This is a genomic window from Chryseobacterium contaminans, assembly GCF_001684955.1.
GTDB lineage: Bacteria > Bacteroidota > Bacteroidia > Flavobacteriales > Weeksellaceae > Chryseobacterium > Chryseobacterium contaminans.
Genome location: NZ_MAYF01000190.1, coordinates 14,961 through 36,887, shown reverse-complemented (window position 1 = coordinate 36,887; position 21,927 = coordinate 14,961). Strand labels below are relative to the sequence as shown.

The 21,927-nt window shown below is 33.6% G+C and carries 23 protein-coding genes; 13 read left to right on the top strand and 10 right to left on the bottom strand.

Annotated elements, in window-relative coordinates:
* Window positions 1-82: 82 nt before the first annotated feature.
* From BBH99_RS11425 to BBH99_RS11395, 7 genes are all read right to left on the bottom strand, one after another.
* The gene (locus BBH99_RS11425) at window positions 83-1,168 is read right to left on the bottom strand and encodes an SH3 domain-containing protein (protein WP_066695629.1); all 1,086 of its coding nucleotides are present in this window, start codon (window positions 1,166-1,168) and stop codon (window positions 83-85) included.
* Window positions 1,169-1,234: 66 nt separating this feature from the next.
* Window positions 1,235-2,122: a hypothetical protein gene (locus BBH99_RS11420; RefSeq protein WP_123873150.1), complete on the bottom strand. Its 888-nt coding sequence runs from the start codon at window positions 2,120-2,122 to the stop codon at window positions 1,235-1,237.
* Window positions 2,123-2,208: 86 nt separating this feature from the next.
* Window positions 2,209-2,697, bottom strand: a complete 489-nt coding sequence (locus BBH99_RS11415; protein WP_066695626.1) for a hypothetical protein — start codon at window positions 2,695-2,697, stop codon at window positions 2,209-2,211.
* A 250-nt stretch (window positions 2,698-2,947) separates the two neighbouring features.
* The gene (locus tag BBH99_RS11410) at window positions 2,948-3,853 is read right to left on the bottom strand and encodes a hypothetical protein (RefSeq protein ID WP_066695625.1); all 906 of its coding nucleotides are present in this window, start codon (window positions 3,851-3,853) and stop codon (window positions 2,948-2,950) included.
* A 1-nt stretch (window position 3,854) separates the two neighbouring features.
* A complete protein-coding gene (locus tag BBH99_RS11405; RefSeq protein ID WP_066695624.1) occupies window positions 3,855-6,512 on the bottom strand; it encodes a peptidoglycan-binding domain-containing protein in 2,658 nt (885 codons plus the stop codon).
* A 12-nt stretch (window positions 6,513-6,524) separates the two neighbouring features.
* On the bottom strand, window positions 6,525-7,028 hold the full coding sequence (locus tag BBH99_RS11400; protein WP_066695623.1) for a DUF4280 domain-containing protein: 504 nt from the start codon (window positions 7,026-7,028) through the stop codon (window positions 6,525-6,527).
* Between the two features lie 22 nt (window positions 7,029-7,050).
* A complete protein-coding gene (locus BBH99_RS11395) occupies window positions 7,051-8,133 on the bottom strand; it encodes a hypothetical protein (protein ID WP_123873148.1) in 1,083 nt (360 codons plus the stop codon).
* A 210-nt stretch (window positions 8,134-8,343) separates the two neighbouring features.
* Here BBH99_RS11395 and BBH99_RS11390 point away from each other — a divergent pair, with 210 nt between their 5' ends.
* Window positions 8,344-8,784 (top strand): MarR family winged helix-turn-helix transcriptional regulator, encoded by a 441-nt coding sequence (locus BBH99_RS11390; protein WP_066695618.1) that lies wholly within the window; start codon window positions 8,344-8,346, stop codon window positions 8,782-8,784.
* 6 nt (window positions 8,785-8,790) lie between these two features.
* Window positions 8,791-11,205, top strand: a complete 2,415-nt coding sequence (locus BBH99_RS11385; protein ID WP_083188813.1) for an outer membrane beta-barrel family protein — start codon at window positions 8,791-8,793, stop codon at window positions 11,203-11,205.
* Window positions 11,206-11,522: 317 nt separating this feature from the next.
* Here the strand turns inward: BBH99_RS11385 and BBH99_RS11380 are convergent, their stop codons facing one another.
* A complete protein-coding gene (locus BBH99_RS11380) occupies window positions 11,523-13,772 on the bottom strand; it encodes a polyribonucleotide nucleotidyltransferase (RefSeq protein ID WP_066695616.1) in 2,250 nt (749 codons plus the stop codon).
* 443 nt (window positions 13,773-14,215) lie between these two features.
* Here BBH99_RS11380 and BBH99_RS11375 point away from each other — a divergent pair, with 443 nt between their 5' ends.
* Window positions 14,216-15,628 carry a sugar MFS transporter gene (locus BBH99_RS11375; RefSeq protein ID WP_228390791.1) on the top strand — a complete coding sequence of 471 codons (1,413 nt, stop codon included), beginning with the start codon at window positions 14,216-14,218 and terminating at the stop codon, window positions 15,626-15,628.
* 271 nt (window positions 15,629-15,899) lie between these two features.
* On the opposite strand, the gene rpsO is transcribed toward BBH99_RS11375, so the two are convergent.
* The gene (gene rpsO, locus BBH99_RS11370; protein WP_066695614.1) at window positions 15,900-16,169 is read right to left on the bottom strand and encodes a 30S ribosomal protein S15; all 270 of its coding nucleotides are present in this window, start codon (window positions 16,167-16,169) and stop codon (window positions 15,900-15,902) included.
* A 173-nt stretch (window positions 16,170-16,342) separates the two neighbouring features.
* Here rpsO and BBH99_RS11365 point away from each other — a divergent pair, with 173 nt between their 5' ends.
* The 10 genes from BBH99_RS11365 (at window position 16,343) to BBH99_RS11350 (ending at window position 21,414) form a co-directional block, all read left to right on the top strand.
* Window positions 16,343-16,891: a pyruvate decarboxylase gene (locus BBH99_RS11365; RefSeq protein WP_066695612.1), complete on the top strand. Its 549-nt coding sequence runs from the start codon at window positions 16,343-16,345 to the stop codon at window positions 16,889-16,891.
* A gap of 250 nt (window positions 16,892-17,141) precedes the next feature.
* Window positions 17,142-17,297: a hypothetical protein gene (locus BBH99_RS22425; RefSeq protein WP_165601927.1), complete on the top strand. Its 156-nt coding sequence runs from the start codon at window positions 17,142-17,144 to the stop codon at window positions 17,295-17,297.
* A 166-nt stretch (window positions 17,298-17,463) separates the two neighbouring features.
* Entirely contained in the window at window positions 17,464-17,610 is a 147-nt protein-coding gene (locus tag BBH99_RS23160) for a bacteriocin-like protein (protein ID WP_449384790.1), read from the top strand.
* 162 nt (window positions 17,611-17,772) lie between these two features.
* Window positions 17,773-17,916 carry a bacteriocin-like protein gene (locus BBH99_RS22420; RefSeq protein ID WP_165601926.1) on the top strand — a complete coding sequence of 48 codons (144 nt, stop codon included), beginning with the start codon at window positions 17,773-17,775 and terminating at the stop codon, window positions 17,914-17,916.
* A 32-nt stretch (window positions 17,917-17,948) separates the two neighbouring features.
* Window positions 17,949-18,095, top strand: coding sequence for a bacteriocin-like protein (locus BBH99_RS22415; RefSeq protein ID WP_165601925.1), 147 nt, complete (start codon window positions 17,949-17,951; stop codon window positions 18,093-18,095).
* Between the two features lie 146 nt (window positions 18,096-18,241).
* Window positions 18,242-18,385, top strand: coding sequence for a bacteriocin-like protein (locus BBH99_RS22410; RefSeq protein ID WP_165601924.1), 144 nt, complete (start codon window positions 18,242-18,244; stop codon window positions 18,383-18,385).
* Between the two features lie 30 nt (window positions 18,386-18,415).
* On the top strand, window positions 18,416-18,589 hold the full coding sequence (locus BBH99_RS22405) for a hypothetical protein (protein ID WP_165601923.1): 174 nt from the start codon (window positions 18,416-18,418) through the stop codon (window positions 18,587-18,589).
* Between the two features lie 158 nt (window positions 18,590-18,747).
* On the top strand, window positions 18,748-20,070 hold the full coding sequence (gene mgtE, locus BBH99_RS11360) for a magnesium transporter (protein WP_066695610.1): 1,323 nt from the start codon (window positions 18,748-18,750) through the stop codon (window positions 20,068-20,070).
* Window positions 20,071-20,095: 25 nt separating this feature from the next.
* A complete protein-coding gene (locus BBH99_RS11355) occupies window positions 20,096-20,833 on the top strand; it encodes an ABC transporter substrate-binding protein (RefSeq protein WP_066695608.1) in 738 nt (245 codons plus the stop codon).
* Between the two features lie 113 nt (window positions 20,834-20,946).
* Window positions 20,947-21,414 carry a cupin domain-containing protein gene (locus BBH99_RS11350; protein ID WP_066695606.1) on the top strand — a complete coding sequence of 156 codons (468 nt, stop codon included), beginning with the start codon at window positions 20,947-20,949 and terminating at the stop codon, window positions 21,412-21,414.
* A 57-nt stretch (window positions 21,415-21,471) separates the two neighbouring features.
* Here BBH99_RS11350 and BBH99_RS11345 read toward each other — a convergent pair whose 3' ends face one another.
* Window positions 21,472-21,921: a GAF domain-containing protein gene (locus BBH99_RS11345; RefSeq protein ID WP_066695598.1), complete on the bottom strand. Its 450-nt coding sequence runs from the start codon at window positions 21,919-21,921 to the stop codon at window positions 21,472-21,474.
* Between the last annotated feature and the right edge of the window lie 6 nt (window positions 21,922-21,927).

Here is a 21,927-nt window from a genome sequence, read left to right as displayed (position 1 = left end):
TCTTTTGGCAGCTAAATATTGAAAAAAAACAAATTAATAAGCCGATTAAATATTTCATAACCAATAGTTTATTACTAATACATTATTTTGACTTTATCCTGCTTTTATGAATATATCCTTCTTTTCCTTCTTTAGTTTTTACAAGAAACCAATCTCCAGTATTATCCAAAACCTCAATACGTTCTCCCGATGTTACTTTTTGTAGAACCTCTGAGGAAGTATTTTTATCTTTTCTTAAATTGGTATAGCCGTCCGGGTCAGCAATTTTGTTTAGAGAATATTTTTCTTTTAAATATTGTGCAATTTGGTTTATTTTAGAATTTGAAATAATATAACTCTCATATCCATCTGATTTATTTTCTTGTACCTTCTCTTTTATATTATTTTCTGCATCAATTAGAATATTCAAATCTTTTTTTGAAATAATATAACCATTATCAGCAAGCAATTTAACTGCACTAAAGTCTTCTTGATGTATAGAAAGATTCATTAAATCATTTAATTTTGAAACATCAACTTTATATTTAGTAATAAAATATTGTAACCAACTACTATCAATATAATACTGTACATCAAAAAAAGTTTCATTATTAATCAAATGTGATAAATTCTTATTGTCAAAATCTTCTATTAAAGAATTCTCATTCTCGTATAATTCAAGTTTTTGTTTAAAATTTTGAATTTCTATATCTTTTTTATCTAGATCCTTAGGAGTAAATTTTATTACTGTCCCTTCATTAAAGAGATCTGAAAACTCTATATTATCTGCTGGCTTATTTAATGTAGTCATTTTATTTAAACTTCTCCATTTCTCTAATGTGATAATGTCACCTGAGATTGTCTCATCAACCATTACATTTTTACAATTATTTTTATCAACGTAAAAAATAGTATAGGTTTCCCAATGAAATTGACCACTGAAACCTGTTTTAATTCTGTAATATTGTTTATTATTATATTTTATCGTGTCTGTCATAAACGATAAATGTTGTTTGTTCTTTGATAAAGAATCCACAAATCTACTCTGTTTTTGAACTTCAGGTAATGAATTGATGGTCTTTATAGCATTATCAACAGAGCATGTGCTGTTTTTTGATTTTTGTCCATCACAGCTTGTGAAACAAAATAAAAAACTAAATAAAAAAAAGAATATTTTGATAATCCGCATCTTGTCTACAGTCTTTTTCTGCTAATCATTTTTACATGATAGTAATGTACTTAACCAAAACTCGGGTTATTTTATTAATCCATCCTTTGATATAGTAAATTCTTTGCTACTAATTATTTTAGAGTTTGAAGATTTAGTTATACTTATTTTATAGTCTTTAGAAATATTGTAAATAGTCGTATTGGATTTTCCATTACTTAATTCTTCACTAGTGTATAAAATGATATTTGAAGTTACAATAAAGTTTTTATTCAAAATAAATAGATACCATGAAGACTGACCAGAATTATTATAGGTTATTAGAATAACAGGTTTAACATTATCATTAATTGGAGGAAGTTTTGCTATTTTATAATTATCTTGATATTTAAGAGGAAATAAACTATAATATTCTTTATCTAGATTTCTAAATCCTTTCTCTTCAATTATAGCATCATAACTATAATTATTTGGTAATGGCAACTCATTGCATTCATTATATATTTTTTCTAAATTTCTATTTTCAGTAGTGTCTTTTATATTATTAGATAAACATACGTCAAATAGATTTTTCCATTTTTGTTCATATTTTAATTGAACAGGGGCCTCCAAATTTGCTGAAGTATTGAATAATTTACCTTCTTTTTTATGGTATTCTATCCATCCAATGGTACCTGTACCATCTGTATCATAAAATAATTTACAGGAAACAATGTTTATATTGTCTTCATCAATCAGTAAATTAACTTTATCTCTATTTATTTTCCATTCAGAAAAAGGGAAATTACTACTTCTTACAAGTTCCGTCAAATAATCATAACAATCTACCGAAACCTGATCGGGGATGCCTTTTATTTCATTGCTTATTTTTTCATTAATTTTACCATTATCAGTATTTCTTTTTTCAAAAGATTCCCCTTTGCAGGAAAAGAGAAATAAGATAAACAAAAAATTCAGTACTCTTTTAGTTCTCATAAATTCATTTATTTTTTTCAAATTCATTTACAAAATTTTCTAAGATAAGACTTTTGTATTCTCTTAAATTTTTATTTGAATCAATTTTAATATCCCAAAAAGCTGTTATTATCATATATTTGATTATGAAAATAGGCTAAATAATTAATCTGAGGTGATAGTACAGGGGTTTCTATTTTATCATCACCAGGTGAAACTACTTTAACTATTTTTCCATTTGATTTATTGATTAATTCAAAATCACTAAAGTCTATTCCTTCACTGACTGAATTAGCTGAAACAGCATACATATCTAAGGATGGATAAAATCCCAAGTAATTATACCAAATTCCCCCCTGTTTTTTTTCTGTTTTATTATCATTTTCCCCCTTAAGTTGAAGTATTTTATTATTAATGTCAAGAAAATAATTTCCTTTATCCTTTTTTATAGGAGTTTGTTGAAATGAATTTCTAGTAATTTTTAATTTATTAAAAGCATCTTCGCTAATTTCTTGAATATTTAATTTTGGAAGTACATCATATTTATCTGAAAAGCTTATTGTTTCATATTTAGCTTCAGCAATATTAATTATCAATTTGTTTTTTGGCAGCTAGTAAAGCCGAAAATCAGCAACAATAATAAACTTATCTGTTACATTTTCTTTTATTAAACCTGTTTATTTTTTTATGTAAATAAGTTTAAACAGGTTTATTATATTCTTTTTAAATCCAACCATAAAAAGCGGGATGATTAAAACTAAATTAAATATTCTATTTGTTTGCATTTTTTGGAAATAATATAAGGAGCGGCATAATTCTCAAAGATCTATCTTAATTATTGATATTCTATAGTTTTATAATATTCCCATTATCTAATATTTTATACCTTCCTATTTCTTTTTTAGGATCGTTTGAATTCTTTGCTTTATATAATATAATTGCATATTCTTTTGTGATATTAAAGTCTTGAATACTTTCGCCATCCATTCTTGCTATTAATAAATTGGATATTATTTTTCCATTTTTAATAACAATTAAATAGTAGCTCTCAATATCTGATGTATTATCGTACAATATAACTGGTTTAAAATCATTTATTATTGGTAAATAAGTATATTCTGAAAAGTGAAATTTATTTCCAATAATTTTAAATAATTCACTTTTTTTATCATAATCATATTTGGGATAATTTTCATTACATTTTTTTTCATCAGAAGGATAAACACAAGCGGCATAAAAGTCTTTAAAATTAAATGGTAGAATAGCTGTTTTATACTTTATATCACCTTTGAGATGGATATTATCTTTTGATATTTCACATGTTCTAAAAATATCATTATAAGTTAATATTTTTTTATCAAACTTTAATTCTACTGGTTTCTCTGGATCTACAGTTACATTATACAAAGTTTGCTCATTAGGAAGTAGCAATAGCCAAGCGATTGTACTTTCAACAATTTGTTTTTGTTTAGGATCATCAGAAAGGTTATTTTCAAAATAAACATGAATTGAAATACTATCACTTTCGATTTTATCTATATCAATAAAATAATTTTTATAGTCTTTAAGATTTAAATCACTGGATTTTACTATTTTCTCTACTATTTCTTGACATGTCAATTTTTGTGTGTTTATTGCCTCTTTTTCCTGTTTAGCAATACTAGACAGCCCTTTATCCGAATTTTGTTTACAGCTTAAAATATTGTTTAATAATATTAGCAGTAAAATGGTGAATGTTTTTTTATTTATCATTTTAAAAGTTGTTAGAAATTTTAGGTATCGTTGTATTAATATCTTTGATATAATTTTTTTGAATTATAAGATCTTTGGAGTGCCATCTTCCCACATTTCCATCGTATCTTAAAATAAACTCTGCAATATATGACATTCCTGCTTCCACAGATGGAAACATAATATATTTCTTAGCTCTGTCAGTAATTTGCTTGTTACCTCCCTGCCCACTTTTGCCTTTGTTTTCGTATTTTTCCCATAAACCAACAGGAATATATTCAGGATATTTAGTATAAACATCACTATTCCATCCATAGCTTGGAGCTTCTCCAAACGCTTCCATTCCAGGAGATCCACAATTCACATATTGTCCGGATTTAAAATGTCCTGTTTCCCATCTATAAATTTTTTCTATTGTTTGTGCCATTTCTTTTCCATAACGAGCATTTATAATTTTTAATGCGGCTTCGGCATCTTCAATTGTAAAACCATTATTCTTTTTTTTAGGTACAATTGCTAAGGAATTAATTTGTTTCACCTCTCCTCCTTCCATACAGTTACATGTATTGGGATGTATTTTATTTGCTAAAGTAAGAATACTCTCCCCATTAACTTGATTTATATTCTTTACAAAATATTCGTCCGCTAAATATTTTAATTCAAATTGTCTCACATCATAATGAATCCATGTGCTTGCAATAAACTCTCCTTTATAGGCAGCCACTCCTGGTTCTAATGAAAATTTATTAGTTTCGTTCCATCTAACTTGATTTCCTAGATATTTAACAAATATTTTTTGCCGGACCTCTTCTATATCTTTCGGAACTTGTGTTCTTTTTCCATTTTTGTTAAAATGTAGATCCAAAGCTTTTCCCATATGATTAGTCGACCTCCTATTATGAATATCATTATTTATCCAGCATCTATATCCAGAAAAAATACATTTAACAGAATATTTTAAATCTTTTTCAATCACAGTTGTATAAAACATAGCTGCTCTTAATGCCCAAATTAAACTTCTATGAATTCCCGGATACTCGTATTTTCTTTTAAGTTCTGCAATTTTTGAATTTTGTTTTTGTTCTGGAAATTTATCATTTCCAAAACCTTTACATTTTCCACAAGGGCACTTTACATCGTCAAAATCTATAATATATTTTTGTTGAAAATCATCTATTGCTTTTAAAACATTTCCACAAATTTTTCCTGTTTCAGGAACTTTCATATAGTCTCTTTGGAACTGTTTAATCATTCTTTCGGTTCTGTCTGTAAATTTATCTGTTGGTACATTCCCACCAAAGCCTGCTAAACGAATATTTATTTCTCTTATCAGTTCGCTTGGTGGGGAATTTTTATCAATACAATATTTACCTCCACAATTTTTAGTTTTCAATTTCGTTTTCTCCACCATCGCTGCACTATCCCCACTCTCCACCTTTGTAGGCTCAGCATCCGCACTCACAGGTATCGCGGCAGATTTTACAGAAATATCATTGTGTATTACTTCTATAAAATAATCCTGTTTTGCGCTATCACTACCGCCATCATTGCCTTCGATAAACATTTTTTTTGTTAAAACAATCCAGATGAAATTTGTGTCATAAAGCAATTCATAATCTTTCTCAAAAATCGGATCATTAGTCCATTTGATATTGTCTTCCTCCCATATTTTCACCTTTACCTTTTTGTTTTTCATATCCTTTGCCGTAATCTTCATAAATACGGTTGTTCCTACTTTCGAGGAATGAAGTCTGTTTCCAGCTTTATCAACAAATTCAGCACTCAGGATCTTTCCTTGTGGATCATCACTCTTTTTCCCACCTGTCGTTATAGGAAACTTTGGAGAATCTGGCTTAGGTTTGGGTTTCTCTGGAGCAGGAGTTGTTTTAGGTTTTGCTGGTGAGGGAGTATGCCCTTTAGGAGCCTCTCTTTTTCTTGGAGGCTCTGGATTATAAGTAGGATTAACTACATTAACATTAGGACTAGCTTTTTGTATATGTTTACTAACTACATCAGCCGTTACGTAATATTCGTGGGTGGATCCCTCGTTTTTATCACCTGATGCAGTGCGTGCATTGGCAATCAGTACAGCCATTGTGTAAAAAGGTAATCTGAAAACAGCTTCAGCCATTCCTTTTTCATTCACTCTGCTAAGAACAGGGACAGGGTTTATTTTATTCAAAGCATTTACTGTGGGGTTGTGTCCTTCTCCCTGGGCATCATCTTCCCAAAGGGTAAAAGCAATATTCATCCCGAACATTTCTACACAATAGGCTCTTGCAATAATGGTATCTTTGTAGCTCAGCTTTTTACCTTTTGGAATAGGTTTATAATTGGCATCCAAAAGCTCTACCCTGGTTATTTTAGGTTCTTTAGCCCGTTGCGGATGGACAATAAGTTCTCCTTTATCGTTACCTTGCTGTACAACAATTTTGATTCCTTTGTGCAATAAGCTTTTCTGTCCGAACTTATAAGGAACTATTTGCCCTTCTTTATCACTTCCGCCTTTTCTCCAGCCTGTTTTGGTTTGGACCATCACTTCCCAATGTGCTTTGGGTACTTGCAAAGGGTTTTTAATAGGTTGTAAAGGATTCAGCCAGCCATTTATTGCAGCAACAGAATACATTTCCTGTTTTCCGATTACAGGTTTATCGTTTCCAATGATTGTTAATTTTCCCATATTTGTGTGTTTTTAATTACAGATGTTTAGATCTTCTTCCTGTTCATCCTGAAATTCTTTGTAGTTAAGCAATGGGTTAATATTCTGCTGCTGTTTTGGATCTGCATTCCTGACATTCTGTTGAGTTACCTCCGAAGTTTGCCCATGTTCTTTTATGGTTATTTTTCCACCTGTTGCACACATGAGCTCAGAAAGCTCTGTAATACAGCTTTTATTCATAACCTTTACTTTCTCATAGGTTTTTTGCCATTTTCCTGCCGGAGCAAATGCACAAGGTAAATAACCGCCTGAACTTGGTTTTAGCTTGCATTGCCCAAAACTGGGACCTGGCGGGGTGAATTGCACATCATCTTCTGTAATGGCTAAATAATCCGCTTGCCCTTCTTTATGATTCCAATAATGTTTCTGGTGCGAGGTTACTTTAAACTGTGGAAACTGATTCCCTTGGTTACACTGGGCTTTTCCTTTTTGGATCACGAAATATTTACCATCGTGAGGGGAAGTATTTTCTGACATCGTATTGTGATTTTGGTGGTTATCAAATGTAATAATTATCTGTAATTCTTTCTAATAAAAAATCTTCTCTTTGGATATTTTCATGCCCGAAATATTGAAATCCTGCTTCAATTTTATACACTGACAAATTTTCCCGGTTAAAAAAATATTCAGCAAAATGTTCACAATCTATAGACTCTTTTCCTATATCTGTCATTTCATCAAACCTGGAATCTGTAAAGTACAGGCCTTCCAGATTTCGATTATCAGAAGAAATTCCTTTTTGCTGAATTCTTACCCGTTTATCATCTAAAATATCTTTTGCCAGCAAGGTATTTTGGAATTCAAAACGTATTGGCTGAGCATAAAAGATCCAGGGATAAAAATCATAGTAAACATCTGAACTTGTCCAGTTTCCTAATGGGATTCTATAGAATTTCCCAAACATAAAAAAGTTAAACAATGTATTTTTAAACTTCTGTGAAATGATTCCGGGTTTTCCTACAATACCTTTCATCTTTTCAACATAATCAGATGAATATTGATCTGGGAAAAAGTTCTTTATGGAATCCAATTCGGAAATAATATCTTCTGTTTTCTTTGTCAGTACAATATCAATAAGCTTTCCTTCAGAATCTATACGATATCGGATTGGGTAGATAGCTTCTACGCACATTTTTGCAAGGGTATCCACTTTGGTATCTAAAGTATCTTCATTTTTTCTGAAATCAAATGCTGAAAAGAGAAAGTGATAATACCCATCTTTAATTCCTTCAAAATCTAATTTTACTTTATTCTCATACTTTGCAAGGATTGTATCGTCAGAATAGGCAGCCTGAGTAATTTGATACCTTCCTTCCCAAAGCGTAAAGTCAAAAGGAAATTTTCCTTTAGTTGGGAAATCATAAAAGCTTTGATTATGGTCTCTGATTTTTTTATTGAGCTCAAGGATTTCAGATGATGATGGAATATAGATTTTCATTCCCTGAACAATATCACCCTCCAAACGTTCAGACAAAGAGCAGTTTCGGTTATGATACTCTTTTAAATACTCAGGGTTTTCAAGCTGTATCTCATTACAGAGATCAGCAAAGGATTGTCCTTCTTTTACATAATAAATTATCATTTGGATCTGTGTTTTTATGATGCAATAATAAATAAAATTCAATAAAAAATCATAGGTATTTTCCCCATACTTTGAATTAATATTTTTCAAATTCAACTATCATTTTCAATTCATTCATAAGTTTTTTTCAAAAGGTTGTAACAAAATAAAAATTCCATCAACAAATTAATTGATACATCAATAATTGATAAATCATTTTAATCTGAAAGTATGGAAAAATTAAATTCAATCATATTCTACAACATAGATAAAGCCATCAGAGCCTATAGAAACTATGCACAGCGCCAACTGAAAGCCCATGGTTTTAGTATAACCATCGATCAGTGGCTGATCATCAAAGCGATTCTGGAAAACCCGGGAATTACCCAGAATGAAATTGGTGATCTTGTTTTTAAGGACAATGCTTCTGTGACGAGAATTATTGATTTAATGGTGAAGTCTGAGTATATCACAAGGCATGTTCATCCTGATGACCGCAGAAAAACAAATCTGGAAGTTACAGATTCCGGAAAAAAGGTGATCAAAGAAGTTCAGAATATCGTTGAAAATAACCGCGAAATTGCTTTGAAAGGAGTCTCCAAAGATGAACTTGAAATGATGTATTCCGCTTTACTCAAAATTTCAGAAAACTGTCTCAACCCCAAAAAGTAAAACACTATGACCAGAATATTTTCACTCCTATTGACCTGGCTGCTACTGCTGTTCACCAGCGTATTGTCGGCCCAGACCATGCAGAATTTCTCCTTATCAGGGAGCATAAAATCGGATAAAGCAGAACAAATGGAAATCAACCTTCTGGATGCTGACAATAAATTGATTAAAACAGAAATTGCAGATTCTAATGGAAAATTTGGATTCAATGACCTTAAAGGAGGAACCTATCATCTAAAAATCAACAAAAACGGATCTGAGGTTTATCATTCAGATAATATTTCTCTGGCTGAAAATACTACTCTCCCTTCTATTGATCTCAATACAAAATCTATTGAAGGCGTAACCATCACCAAAGCCAGACCTATGATTGAAAGGCAGGATGGAAAAATGATTATGAACGTAGAAAACAGTATTGCCAGCACCGGAAATTCTGCTTTTGAAGTACTGGAAAAAGCTCCTGGAATCAATATTGACAATAATGATAATATCAGCCTTCGCGGAAAAGGGAATCTCCTGGTCCAGATTGATGGAAAGAACACACCTATGACCGGAAGTGACCTTGCTAACTATCTAAAAGGAATTCCGTCTTCCACCATTGATAAAATAGAATTCATTACCAATCCTTCCTCAAAATATGATGCAGCAGGATCTTCCATTATTAATATCAAATTAAAAAAAGAGCAGAGAAAAGGCACTAACGGAAGCATTTCCACTTCTTTAGGAACCGGAAAATATGTGAAGAACAATAACAGTTTCAGCATTAATCACCGAAATAAAAAAATTAATATTTTCGGGAATTACAGCTTTGCATACAGAGAAGCTTACAACGGTTTGGTTCTGGATAGAAATTTCTATGAGAACAATAATTTCAAGAAAGCTTATGTACAGGATAATTATCTGAAATTCAGATTCAACAGTCATGTAGCTAAGGCCGGAATGGATTATTATCTGAATGATAAAAATGTATTGGGTTTTTCCGTAGGCTTGGTTTCCAACAAGTTCAATGTCAATGGAGATAATTCCAACGTAACATTGGGCAGTAACCGTCTTCCGGAAAGCACATTCACAACAGTAAATACTTCTAATGACCGCTGGACGAATCTTTCATTCAACCTTAACCATAAATACACAATTGATTCTTTAGGTTCTGAAATCTCTACGGATTTTGACTATATCAACTACGCTAATTCTTCGCTGCAAAGCTTTGATACCAGAACTCATCAAATAACTGATGGAACAGATAATCTTGAGATCATAAAAGGAGACATGGATGGAAAACTGAATATTTATTCCTTAAAATCTGATCTTACCAAAAATTTTAAAAATGATTGGAAACTGGAAACAGGAATTAAAACCAGCTTTGTAAAAACAGATAATGACCTGAAATTCTTCAATGCCAGTTCCGGATCTCTGATCCCTGACCTTTCCAAAACCAATCATTTTATTTACGAAGAAAATATTAATGCAGTGTATGGAAATGTTTCTAAAAAATGGGATAAATTCAAAGCCACTGCAGGTTTAAGAATGGAAAACACCAATGTAAAAGGAACCCAGCTTACCACCAATCAGGTAAATAAAAGAAATTATACGCAATTATTTCCAAGTGCCATTTTTTCTTATGATCTAACGGATAAAAGTAATCTTGAAGTCAATTTAAGCAGAAGAATCACAAGACCAAGCTATAACCAACTGAATCCTTTTAAATTTTATCTTGATCCAACCACTCTGAAAGCTGGAAATCCTGATCTTAATGCACAAACTACTATGAATTATGAGCTGACATACAGCCTCAGCAATAAATATTTTGCCACATTAAGCTACAGCAAAACCTCAAACAATATCACAGATATTCTTAAGCCGGTGGTAGAAAACGGACAGGTAGTTACTGTACAGACCATTGAAAACCTCAATTCAGTATCTTATTTTGGATTATATCTGATTGCCCCTGTAAAAGTGACCCAATGGTGGGATATGAACAACAGTGCCAATTTCTATTATGGTTCCTACACCGGAAATGTTTCAGGAACCCAGATCAATAACAAAGGGAATTTCACCTTTAACATCAATAGCATCAATTCATTCAAGCTTGGCAACGGCTACACTGCAGAACTGACAGGAAATTATAAAGCCAAAGAAGTCTATGCTTACCTTGATATGAGCCCCAACTGGTATCTGAATATTGGTGCTCAGAAGAAATTTAAAAACAACAGCATACTGAAATTCTCTTTCACGGATATGTTCTTTACAAGCAATATAAAAGGGCAAACTGTTTATAATGATTATCTTGAAAACTTTGCAGTGAAAAGAGATACGCGTGTGGTAACCCTTTCTTACACCTATAATTTTGGTTCTTCTAAAAATGGCCAGCCGAGAAAAACAGGAGGAGCTGATGACCTTAAGCAGAGAGTGGGAAGCTAAACTCTGTTCAGGTGTTAAATACACGCAAAGGCGCAAGAATTTTATCTACGATAAAATTGAATATTGTTGATCTCTCACTGATTTTGCTGATGACGCAGATGATGATAGATATATACAAAATCAAGATTTTTAATTGCCACAAATGCACTATTTTTTTACTTATAAATAATTTATTCGTGAATTCGTGGTAAAAATAAAGCAGTAATCCCTGCTAAGAATCTTTGATTCTCTTACGCCCTTGTGTTTACAACAAAAAACCTATACAAAATAAAAAATCCCTCAAAATTGAGGGATTTCTTTATATCTAAGAATAATTCTTAAGCTTCAGCAGAAGGTTCCTGATTAGCTGCAGGTTTTTCACCTTGTGGCTTTTGTCCTTCTGGTCTTCTCTGTCCATCCGGTCTTCTTTGTCCGTCTGGCTTACCTTGACCTTCTGGTTTTTCAGGTCTTGGAGGTCTTGGTAAAAGAACTTTACGGGAAAGCTTCATTTTCTTACGATCATCGTAACCCATAAATTTAACTTCTACTTCATCCCCTTCAGCATAAGGAACTTTGTCTAAACGAGCCCATTCAATTTCTGAAATGTGAAGAAGCCCCTCTGTTCCTTTAGCAATAGCAACGAAAGCTCCGAAATCCATTACTTTCACTACTTTACCTTTGTAAACTTCTCCTACAACCGGTACGAAAGTAATTTCATTGATCTTAGCAATAGCAGCATTGATCTTTTCTCTGTCTGTTCCTGCGATTTCGATACGTCCGATTTCTCCAATCTCTTCGATAGCAATAACAGTGTCTGTATCTTTTTGTAATTGTTGGATAATTTTTCCACCAGGCCCGATTACAGCACCAATGAAGTCTTTAGCGATCTCCATTACTACCATCTTCGGAGCGTGAGGCTTCACGTCTGCTCTTGGTGCAGAGATCGTTTCAGTGATTTTGTTCAGGATGTGTAATCTTCCGTCTTTAGCCTGCATCAAAGCTTTCTCCATGATATCCATAGAAAGTCCCTGGATTTTAATATCCATCTGGCAAGCAGTGATACCATCAGCAGTACCTGTTACTTTGAAGTCCATATCTCCAAGGTGATCCTCATCTCCTAAGATATCAGAAAGTACAGTGAATTTACCTGATTTCTTATCTGTGATCAGTCCCATTGCAATACCAGAAACCGGTTTTGTAATCTGAACTCCGGCATCCATCAATGCTAATGTACCGGCACAAACTGTTGCCATTGAAGATGAACCGTTAGATTCAAGGATGTCAGAAACGATTCTGATGGTGTATGGATTATCTTCCGGAATAACTGCTGTTAAAGCTCTCTGAGCTAAGTTTCCGTGTCCTACTTCTCTTCTGGAAGTTCCTCTTAAAGGTCTTGCTTCACCTGTTGAGAATGGAGGGAAGTTATAGTGTAGGAAGAATCTCTCGTCGTGCTGAGTGATTACACTGTCGATCATATTGGCATCTTTCACAGAACCTAAAGTTACAGCTGTTAAAGACTGAGTCTCTCCTCTTGTGAAGATGGCTGAACCGTGAGCTCCCGGAAGGTAATCGATTTCTGACCAGATTGGACGGATTGTTTGTGGATCACGGCCATCAAGACGGATATTGTCTTCAAGGATCATCTGACGCATTGCTTCTTTCTCTACGTCATGGTAATATACTTTAACGAAAGGTGTTACTCTTGCCAATTCTTCTTCGTTATCAGCATATTGAGCTAAGAACTCTTCAAGAACTGCTTTGAATTTCTCTCCTCTTTCTTCTTTGTTAGATGGAGTTTTTGCTACCTCATATACTTTGTCATAGCACTCTTTCCATACTTTCTCACGAATTTCTTCGTCGTGCTCTTCGTGGTTGTATTCTCTTTTAGGGAAAGCTTTACCTACTTTAGCAGCTAGTCTTTCTTGAGCTTCGATTTGTTTTTTGATCTCAGCGTGAGCAAAGTTGATGGCTTCAAGCATTTCCTGCTCAGAGATCTCCTTCATTTCTCCTTCTACCATTACGATGGAGTCTTTAGTAGCTCCAACCATGATATCGATATCAGATTTCAATAAGTTTTCATAGCTTGGGTTAACGGATAACTCTCCGTCAATTCTTACTACTCTCGCTTCAGACATTGGTCCGTCAAATGGAATATCTGTAATTGCGATGGCAGCAGAAGCTGCAAGACCTGCTAATGCTTCAGGCATCACTTCTTTATCGTAAGAAATCAATGAAATCATCACCTGAACTTCCGCATGGAAATCTTCAGGGAAAAGAGGACGCAATACTCTGTCCACCAATCTCATCGTAAGCACTTCATCATCAGATGGTTTTGCTTCTCTACGGAAGAAATTTCCAGGAATTCTTCCGCCTGCGTAGAACTTTTCTCTGTAATCTACCGTTAATGGTAAAAAGTCTACACCAGGATTTGCTTCTTTGTTGGCTACAACAGTTGCTAATAGCATTGTTCCACCACATTTCACCACTACAGATCCGTCAGCCTGCTTAGCCAGCTTTCCCGTTTCAATAGTGATTTCCCTTCCGTCTGCAAGGGTAACCGTTTCTGTAAACGCTTGAGGTATACTCATATAATTTGCTTCTTTATACTCCGTATTGAGTATGATTAATATTTAAACTCTTTAAATTTTCGTTTGCAAAGGTACTATATAATAATGATATATTAAATTTTTCAATAGCATAAATAGGCTGTCAAAATACAAAATTTTGGCTATCAGTTTTATGAAAGTCTCAAAAATTAATGGTACTCATTCAAATACCCTCATTATTTCCAACATACAGACATCACTTTTTTATGATTTTGCATTGGAAAATCCGGGTGTTTTTGTATTATTGTCTCAAAAAAGGAAAATAATATTTTAATCTGATAAAAAGTATACATTTCCTTGTAAAAATCATTAAAGTTATTGCAAAACCATAGGCTGATCCCTATATTTGCCCTACTTCACCAAATAACAATGCTGTAGGCAAGAAAAAGTTAAGGACTTATCCTTATACAGATAAATACATGTTTATGAATAAAGAAGTACACACTCAAAGCAGGAATTATACGGTTCCATTAATTACCATCACCCTGCTCTTTTTTATGTGGGGATTCATCACCTGCATGAATGATATCCTGATCCCCTATCTGAAACAACTTTTTAAACTCACCTTTTTTGAATCCATGCTGGTGCAGTTCTGTTTCTTTGGAGCTTACTTCATCGGATCTTTGATTTATTTCCTGATTTCCATTTCTAAAGGTGACCCTATTAACAAGGTGGGCTACAAAAAAGGAATTCTATTCGGAATTGGTTTGGCGGCTTTGGGCTGCATCCTGTTTTACCCGGCAGCCACTTTCTCTTATTATCCATTATTCCTTGGAGCTTTGTTCATTCTCGGATTAGGATTTACAGTGTTACAAATCACAGCTAATGCTTATGTTTCTTTGTTAGGTTCAGAAGAATCAGCATCCAGCCGGTTGAATATGACCCAGGCTTTCAATGCTTTCGGAACAACGATTGCACCAGTATTGGGAGGACATTTAATTTTTGAGCTGTTTTCTGAGCCGGACGGAACTTTCAGTGCGGTAGCTACCAGAATCCCTTATTTGATCTTTGCAGCAATTCTTCTCTTAGTAGGATTATTAATTTCGAGGGTAAAGCTTCCATCATTTCAAACAGAAACCGAAGAAACTGTACAAGGCTGGGGTGCTTTAAAATTCAACCATTTAAAATTCGGGGTCTTTGCCATGTTTTGCTATGTGGGAGGTGAAGTAGCTGTAGGAAGCTTCATTATCAGTTTCCTTGAAGAAACGATGAAATTCAATGAAGCAATCAGTAAAAATTACCTTTCTTTATATTGGGGAGGGGCCATGATCGGGCGTTTCTTAGGAGCCATTTCTTTAAACCAATCCATTAGCCAGGCCAAAAAAGCTGTTTTTATGCTAGGCGCTGCAGCTTTGGTTTTTCTGGTAATTTTCAGTATTGTAAACCTTAATTTTGAGCAGATCAGCTTTTTCTTAGTATTCATATTACTGAATTTTGCCGCATTCTTTGTAGGAAAAGCAGCTCCGGCAAGAACACTTTCTATTTTTGCAGCCATCAACGTTATCCTATTGATTTCTACAATGGTCAATCATGGAGAAATGGCAATGTACAGCGTTTTGGGAATCGGAATTTTCAATTCCATCATGTTCTCTAATATTTATACACTAGCAATTTCAGGACTAGGAAAATATACCAGTCAAGGATCATCCTTAGTGGTAATGGCTATTCTGGGAGGAGCTATTGTTCCTATCTTCCAAGGCTATCTTGCCGATCAGCTTGGAGTTCAGCATTCATTCATTATTCCGGTATTCTGCTACCTGGTGATTTTAATTTTCGGAGCTTACTGCACCAAATTCCTGGGACATGTAGAAACTACTGAAGCTAAATCAGGACATTAAAATAATACTCAAATAAATAAAGTTATAGGCTGCTTTGTATTTAAAGCAGCCTATTTTTCCCCCTATAATTCTGCATACTTGTACAGCAATATTAACTACAGTTTCTTTTCGATTCTTCATAGACCATGAGACCAAAATTTTATGGAACGGCAGACTACATTGAAAAATCCGATTTATTACCATGTAAGCTTACTAATTTCATTTCACAATAATGCATAACAAAAAAAGCAACCTCTTTCGAAGTTGCTTTTATTTTGAAAATCTTTATAGATTATTTTCTTAAACCTAATGTAGCAATAATTGCTCTGTATCTTGCGATATCTTTCTTTTTAAGGTAATCTAGTAAACTTTTTCTCTTACCTACCAATTTCACAAGAGATCTCTCTGTGTTGAAATCATGACGGTTAGCTTTTAAGTGCTGAGATAAGTGGTTGATTCTGAAAGTGAAAAGAGCGATTTGTCCTTCTGCGCTTCCTGTGTCCTGTGCAGATTTTCCATGTTGTGCGAAAATTTCCTGCTTTTTGTCTGTTGTTAAGTACATTCCAATATTATTTAATGATTATTATGTAACGGGTGCAAAATTACGATTATTTTTTGATTCCACAAACATTATTGATTTCATGAATTAAAATTGATAGAAAAAAATGTTAAAAATTTCTTAATAAATTTCACATTATTCAACGAAAAGGCAGTAATTTTGCATTCGAATTACAGATGAGAAAATTTATATTCTTTACAGCAGTTACTACTTTTTTATTCATTGGCTTTACTTCAGTACAGGCGCAAAAAAATGCTGATGATAAAATAAAAAAAGTTCTATACTTCAATCCCGAGGTAGAGCCTGATATTGATGAAATTAAGGAGCCTACCAACAATGCATTCTTTGATGCTGTTTCTGATAACTTTAGCGGAAGAAGAAATAAGATGCTTCGTGCAGAAGTTCAGGTTCCCTTCGATAGCATAGATAAGCAAACCATCGTAGATTATTGTTCCAATAATGATGCGGATTTTGCCATTGTTTCCAAAGTACGTTATTTCAAAGTTGGTTTTGGTAAGTATGTATTTTCCAATCAGGTGGTTGTAAGCATGAAACTTTTTGGTGCAGATGGAAATCTGGTTACAGAAACAGATCACGATACCTATCGTAAAAATATGCGCCTTCTTGGTTCTACGGTAAATTCTGTAAAAATAGGTACAGAAGGAGCCATTAAAGGAATCATTAAAAAACTGAGAAAACTGAAGCCTACAGAATCAGAGTTATAAAGCTTTAAAACATAAAAACTTTGATCTACTACTACTGATATTGAAGTAATTGTCAATGGTCAATTTTGCTTCACAAGTGAATCATGATGATGATCTGAATTCTATTTTCTCTTTTACTTTCAATCATCAAAATAAGGACATCACAGATAGAAAATATCTGTTTATCGTTCTTTGCCTGTACTATATAGATCCTATTCTACACAACTGTTTTTCTTTTATTAGCTTAGTTTCACATTAAACCTAAGTCCTAATGAAAAATTTACAAAAACTCAATAGAAACATCCAGAAAGAAATTCTGGGCGGTGTCAGAAACGGAGGTATTCAAAAATGTGACTACCATTTTGAATGTCCGGGCGGATCATGCTGCAGAAATGCTTGTATGTATAATCCCTGCCCTGAGCTGTAACTTTTTAATATCAAATGCATAGCACCTGTTTATAATAAGCAGGTGTTTCCTTTTACAAAGCACAATTAACATCACAAACAATTGATATTCAATTAAATATTTTCACTTATTAATGAATAATTGAAAAATAATTGTTATTTTAGACTCACATTAAAACCAAAAATCTATGAAAAATTTAAAAAAGCTCAACAGAGAAGCAGCAAAGCAAATCAATGGAGGAGCCATTGCAAGATGCAGCAATACAAGACCATGTACAATAGGATGGTGTTGTGAAGGTATTTGTAGTCCCTACATGTGCCCCATATTAGATTAGAAAATAACAATACATTTAGCATCTGTTTTTACAGATGCTTTTTTTATAACATAAATCAAAAAACTACACATAATAAACTGATTTTCAATTAAATATTTTCACTAAATAATGAATAATTAAAAATTATTTACTATTTTAGATTGACATTAAAACCAAAAATCTATGAAAAATTTAAAAAAAATCAACAGAGAAACCGCAAAGCAAATTAACGGCGGAAAAATGGAAAGATGTGATGAAACTAACCTCTGTCCTGTGGGATGGTGCTGTAATGGAATCTGTTCACCATTTATTTGTTTGGAATACTAACATTATTAAGCTAACTATTTAAAACAAATCACATGAAAAATTTAAAGAAAATCAACAGAGAGACAGCAAAACAAATTCAAGGCAGTGGAATTATCAGAAGATGTACGGAACATTTTGAATGCCCGGGTGGATCATGTTGCCGAAATACCTGTATTACGCGCCCTTGTCCATTGGAATAACCAAAAACTTTTAACCTCAATTTTCAGGCATTATTCATCCAAAACAATAATAATCAAATACTTATTTATAAATATCATTTTCACGAACAAATGAATAATTGGAAAATATTTATTATTTTAGTAAAACACTTTAAATCCAAACTACTATGAAAAATCTAAAGAAAATCAGCAGAGAAACTGCAAAGCAAATTAAGGGAGCAGGTCTTACAAGATGCACAGAACATTCACAGTGTATTTTCGGAATGTGCTGCAAAGGTGTTTGTATGGAATATATCTGTTTTGAAGAATAATTTTGAGCTTTTAATGAACAATCATTTCTTATGAAACATTCAAATTTTAAAAGGCTGAACCGAAAGGAGCAAAAAGAAATAAAAGGAAGTCTGCAAATGAAAAAATGTAGAAGTACTTATCCTGAATGTGATTCGGGAGAATGTTGCAGCGGAGGGTTCTGCCTCCCTTCTCCTGTTATGGAATGTGAACCTATTCTTGATTAAAAGGATATTTTTAAATTTAATTTTTGAACATCCGCTTCGGCGGATGTTTTTTATTCTGTTTTAAAGATTTTAGACTTTAATAAATCCTTAAATTTCCCACTTTATTACTCAGTCTTAAAAATTTGAATTATTTTTGCATATCCTAAAAATTTTACGTTTTGAATTCTAGAGACGAACTTATCTTCAACCCTGCCGATATCGCCGAAACTCTCAGCAAACTTCCAGCTGACGAGCGGCTGCTCGAGTTTCTGAAGGTTCCGAAAGAATACAAAGCAGAAGTTTTTTCTCATCTTGATCCGGATTTTCAGGAAGACACCATCAGAAGCATCGGAAGCGACGAAGTTTCCGAAATCTTGAATGCCATGACTCCTGATGATAGAACGGCCCTTTTTGAGGACTTTCCTGATGAACTGATTAAATATTCTATTAATCATCTTAATCCGCAAGAAAGAAGGATTGCTTTAAAACTTTTGGGGTACAACTCTGATTCTATTGCCCGTCTAATGACGCCTTACTATATCCAGATCCGTAAGGAATGGACGGTAAAAAGATGTCTTCAACAGATCAAAAAGGTAGGAAGAAAGGTGGAAACCATGAACTATCTGTATGTAGTGGATGAAAGAAACCGTTTGATTGATGACCTTGCCATCGGAACTTTATTATTGGAAGAGGAAGATACTTTGGTTTCCGATATGACAGACAATCACTTTGTAGCTATCACTACCACCACCTCTAAAGAGGATGCGGTAACGTATTTCGAAAAATATGACCGTGGCGCCCTACCTATCATTACAGAAGCAGGTGTTCTGGTGGGAATTGTAACCATTGATGACATTCTTGACCAGATTGAACAACAGAATACCGAGGATATTCAGAAATTCGGGGGATTGGAAGCGTTAGATCTTCCCTATACTCAAACTTCCTGGACAGAAATGATTAAAAAAAGAGCAACCTGGCTGATTATTTTATTCGTTTCTGAAATGCTGACCGCTTCGGCGATGGGATATTTTGATAAAGAAATTGAAAAAGCAGTTGTTCTTGCCTTATTCGTTCCACTAATTATTTCCAGCGGTGGTAACTCCGGATCACAGGCAGCAACATTGATTATCCGTGCTATGGCCCTTCAGGAGATCAACCTGAAAGACTGGTGGTACGTAATGAGAAAGGAGATCATCTCCGGTTTATGCTTGGGAGCTATTTTAGGAGTGATCGGTTTTATAAGGATTATGCTTTGGCAAAAAATCGGTCTCTTCGATTACGGTCAGTATTGGGTATATGTAGGATTAAGTGTTTCTGTATCCCTGATTGCCATTGTCTTATGGGGAACTTTATCAGGTTCTATGATCCCGTTTGTTTTAAAGAAGCTAAAACTTGACCCTGCCACTTCTTCTGCTCCATTTGTAGCAACATTGGTGGATGTTACAGGATTAATCATCTATTTTACGGTAGCCGGACTTTTCTTAACCGGAAAACTTTTGTAATTTAGGCATCATCTAAAATGCCAATATGAAAATCGTTTCACTTGTACCCTCTATTACAGAGGCTTTATTTGATTTAGGCCTTACCGAAAATGAAGTTATCGGAAGAACGAAATTCTGTATTCATCCCAAAGAAAAGTTAAAAAATGTTCCTATTATTGGTGGAACAAAAAATATTAATATCGAAAAAATTAAAGCCCTGCAACCGGATATCATCCTTGCCAATAAAGAGGAAAACATCAAAGAACAGGTAGAAGCTTTAATGGATGATTTCAAGGTTATGGTAACCAATGTAGAGACTATTGAAGACAATTATTATCTGCTTAAAAACCTTGGAAAGCTTTTCGGAAAAGAAGAAAGAGCCCAGCTTTTCAACCTTAAAATTTATGAAATTCTTAATCAGGCTAAGCTTGAAGCTCCTGTAAAAGCAGCTTATCTTATCTGGAAAAATCCTTATATGACCGTTGGTTCAGATACTTTTATTCATAAAATACTGATGGAGATAGGTTTTGAAAATATCTTTAAAGATAAAACCCGATATCCGGAAATTACTGCTGAAGATCTGGATAAAGCTGATGTCATTATGCTGTCTTCAGAACCGTTCCCATTTAAGGAAAAACATATTGAAGAACTAAGAGTTTTTTACCCTGAGAAAAAGATCATGATTGTGGATGGAGAGGCATTTTCCTGGTATGGAACGCATATTGCGAAATGTGAGCATTATTTTAAAGAATTGCTGGCGGAAATACATGCTATGCAAATTTGATTTCATCTGGAAAAGATGTCTTTAACCTTAATAAAAAAAGTCTCACATTAAAATTATATCTTGTCTTATCCTATAATTTTTGGTACATTGTTCTTCATTAATATTCAAAATAAATGTCTGGTACTGTTATATTATCTGAGGGAGTAGAATTTGAGCACGTCATACAGGAAGTTTCGAAATACATTCGCCTTTATGTAATGCCATTTGGAAAGGATGAACGAGCCTTCACGCGCATTGATAAACGTGAAAATATGTATGGAGGAAAAGGAACTGTACATATGATACAGATGTTTGAACAGAAAGAACTGGCGAACAATCGTCTGGCAGCTTATATGGTTCTATTGAATAAGGGTGATGAATCCGGGTTTCATACCCATAATGAAAGAAATGAAGAGGAATTGTATGTTGTTGTACATGGAACCGGTGAATATCGGGAAAGAACCGGAACAGATGGCCCTATCCGTACAAAAACACTTCAAAAAGGAGATATTACGGCCATCAGTTCTATAGGATATCATTCTATTGAAAATATGGGAGACGAACCTTTAATCATGTTTGTCATCACGACTAACAATCCATAAAAAAATAAAAACTCCGGCCATAAATGTCGGAGTTTTTTATATTCTTATTGAATTTGATTACAAAATCTTGGAAACCTCATTACAAAGCCATTCCAACAATTCGCGGTCTTCAGCTGTAAAAGGATCAATGGTGTGAGAGTCAATATCAATCTGGCCAATGTTTTTTCCATCTTTAAAGATCGGAACTACAATTTCAGCTTTGGTATCAATTGAACAACTTAAATAATTGCTTTCTTCATGCACATCAGGAACAACAAATGTTTCATTGGAAACAGCTACCTGCCCACAAATTCCTTTTCCGTAAGGGATAATCGTATGATCCGTTGGAGCTCCTACATAAGGGCCTAAGATCAGTTCATCTTTATCTCCGTTTTTAAAATAGAAGCCCGTCCAGTTAAAATAAGAGATTTCCTGATCTAACAGGTGGCAAACTTTCTCAAGCTTCTCTTCTGTATTATGTTTTGGACTTTCAAGAATAGAGGAAAGTCTTTTCTTTAATTCTGACATTATATT

Coding starts and splice junctions, on each gene's coding strand:
- BBH99_RS11425 (WP_066695629.1), bottom strand. CDS start 1,168: ATGCGGATTATCAAAATATTCTTTTTTTTATTTAGTTTTTTATTTTGT.
- BBH99_RS11420 (WP_123873150.1), bottom strand. CDS start 2,122: ATGAGAACTAAAAGAGTACTGAATTTTTTGTTTATCTTATTTCTCTTT.
- BBH99_RS11410 (WP_066695625.1), bottom strand. CDS start 3,853: ATGATAAATAAAAAAACATTCACCATTTTACTGCTAATATTATTAAAC.
- BBH99_RS11405 (WP_066695624.1), bottom strand. CDS start 6,512: ATGGGAAAATTAACAATCATTGGAAACGATAAACCTGTAATCGGAAAA.
- BBH99_RS11400 (WP_066695623.1), bottom strand. CDS start 7,028: ATGTCAGAAAATACTTCCCCTCACGATGGTAAATATTTCGTGATCCAA.
- BBH99_RS11395 (WP_123873148.1), bottom strand. CDS start 8,133: ATGATAATTTATTATGTAAAAGAAGGACAATCCTTTGCTGATCTCTGT.
- BBH99_RS11390 (WP_066695618.1), top strand. CDS start 8,344: ATGGAAAAATTAAATTCAATCATATTCTACAACATAGATAAAGCCATC.
- BBH99_RS11385 (WP_083188813.1), top strand. CDS start 8,791: ATGACCAGAATATTTTCACTCCTATTGACCTGGCTGCTACTGCTGTTC.
- BBH99_RS11380 (WP_066695616.1), bottom strand. CDS start 13,772: ATGAGTATACCTCAAGCGTTTACAGAAACGGTTACCCTTGCAGACGGA.
- BBH99_RS11375 (WP_228390791.1), top strand. CDS start 14,216: ATGAATAAAGAAGTACACACTCAAAGCAGGAATTATACGGTTCCATTA.
- rpsO (WP_066695614.1), bottom strand. CDS start 16,169: ATGTACTTAACAACAGACAAAAAGCAGGAAATTTTCGCACAACATGGA.
- BBH99_RS11365 (WP_066695612.1), top strand. CDS start 16,343: ATGAGAAAATTTATATTCTTTACAGCAGTTACTACTTTTTTATTCATT.
- BBH99_RS22425 (WP_165601927.1), top strand. CDS start 17,142: ATGAAAAATTTACAAAAACTCAATAGAAACATCCAGAAAGAAATTCTG.
- BBH99_RS23160 (WP_449384790.1), top strand. CDS start 17,464: ATGAAAAATTTAAAAAAGCTCAACAGAGAAGCAGCAAAGCAAATCAAT.
- BBH99_RS22420 (WP_165601926.1), top strand. CDS start 17,773: ATGAAAAATTTAAAAAAAATCAACAGAGAAACCGCAAAGCAAATTAAC.
- BBH99_RS22415 (WP_165601925.1), top strand. CDS start 17,949: ATGAAAAATTTAAAGAAAATCAACAGAGAGACAGCAAAACAAATTCAA.
- BBH99_RS22410 (WP_165601924.1), top strand. CDS start 18,242: ATGAAAAATCTAAAGAAAATCAGCAGAGAAACTGCAAAGCAAATTAAG.
- BBH99_RS22405 (WP_165601923.1), top strand. CDS start 18,416: ATGAAACATTCAAATTTTAAAAGGCTGAACCGAAAGGAGCAAAAAGAA.
- BBH99_RS11355 (WP_066695608.1), top strand. CDS start 20,096: ATGAAAATCGTTTCACTTGTACCCTCTATTACAGAGGCTTTATTTGAT.
- BBH99_RS11350 (WP_066695606.1), top strand. CDS start 20,947: ATGTCTGGTACTGTTATATTATCTGAGGGAGTAGAATTTGAGCACGTC.
- BBH99_RS11345 (WP_066695598.1), bottom strand. CDS start 21,921: ATGTCAGAATTAAAGAAAAGACTTTCCTCTATTCTTGAAAGTCCAAAA.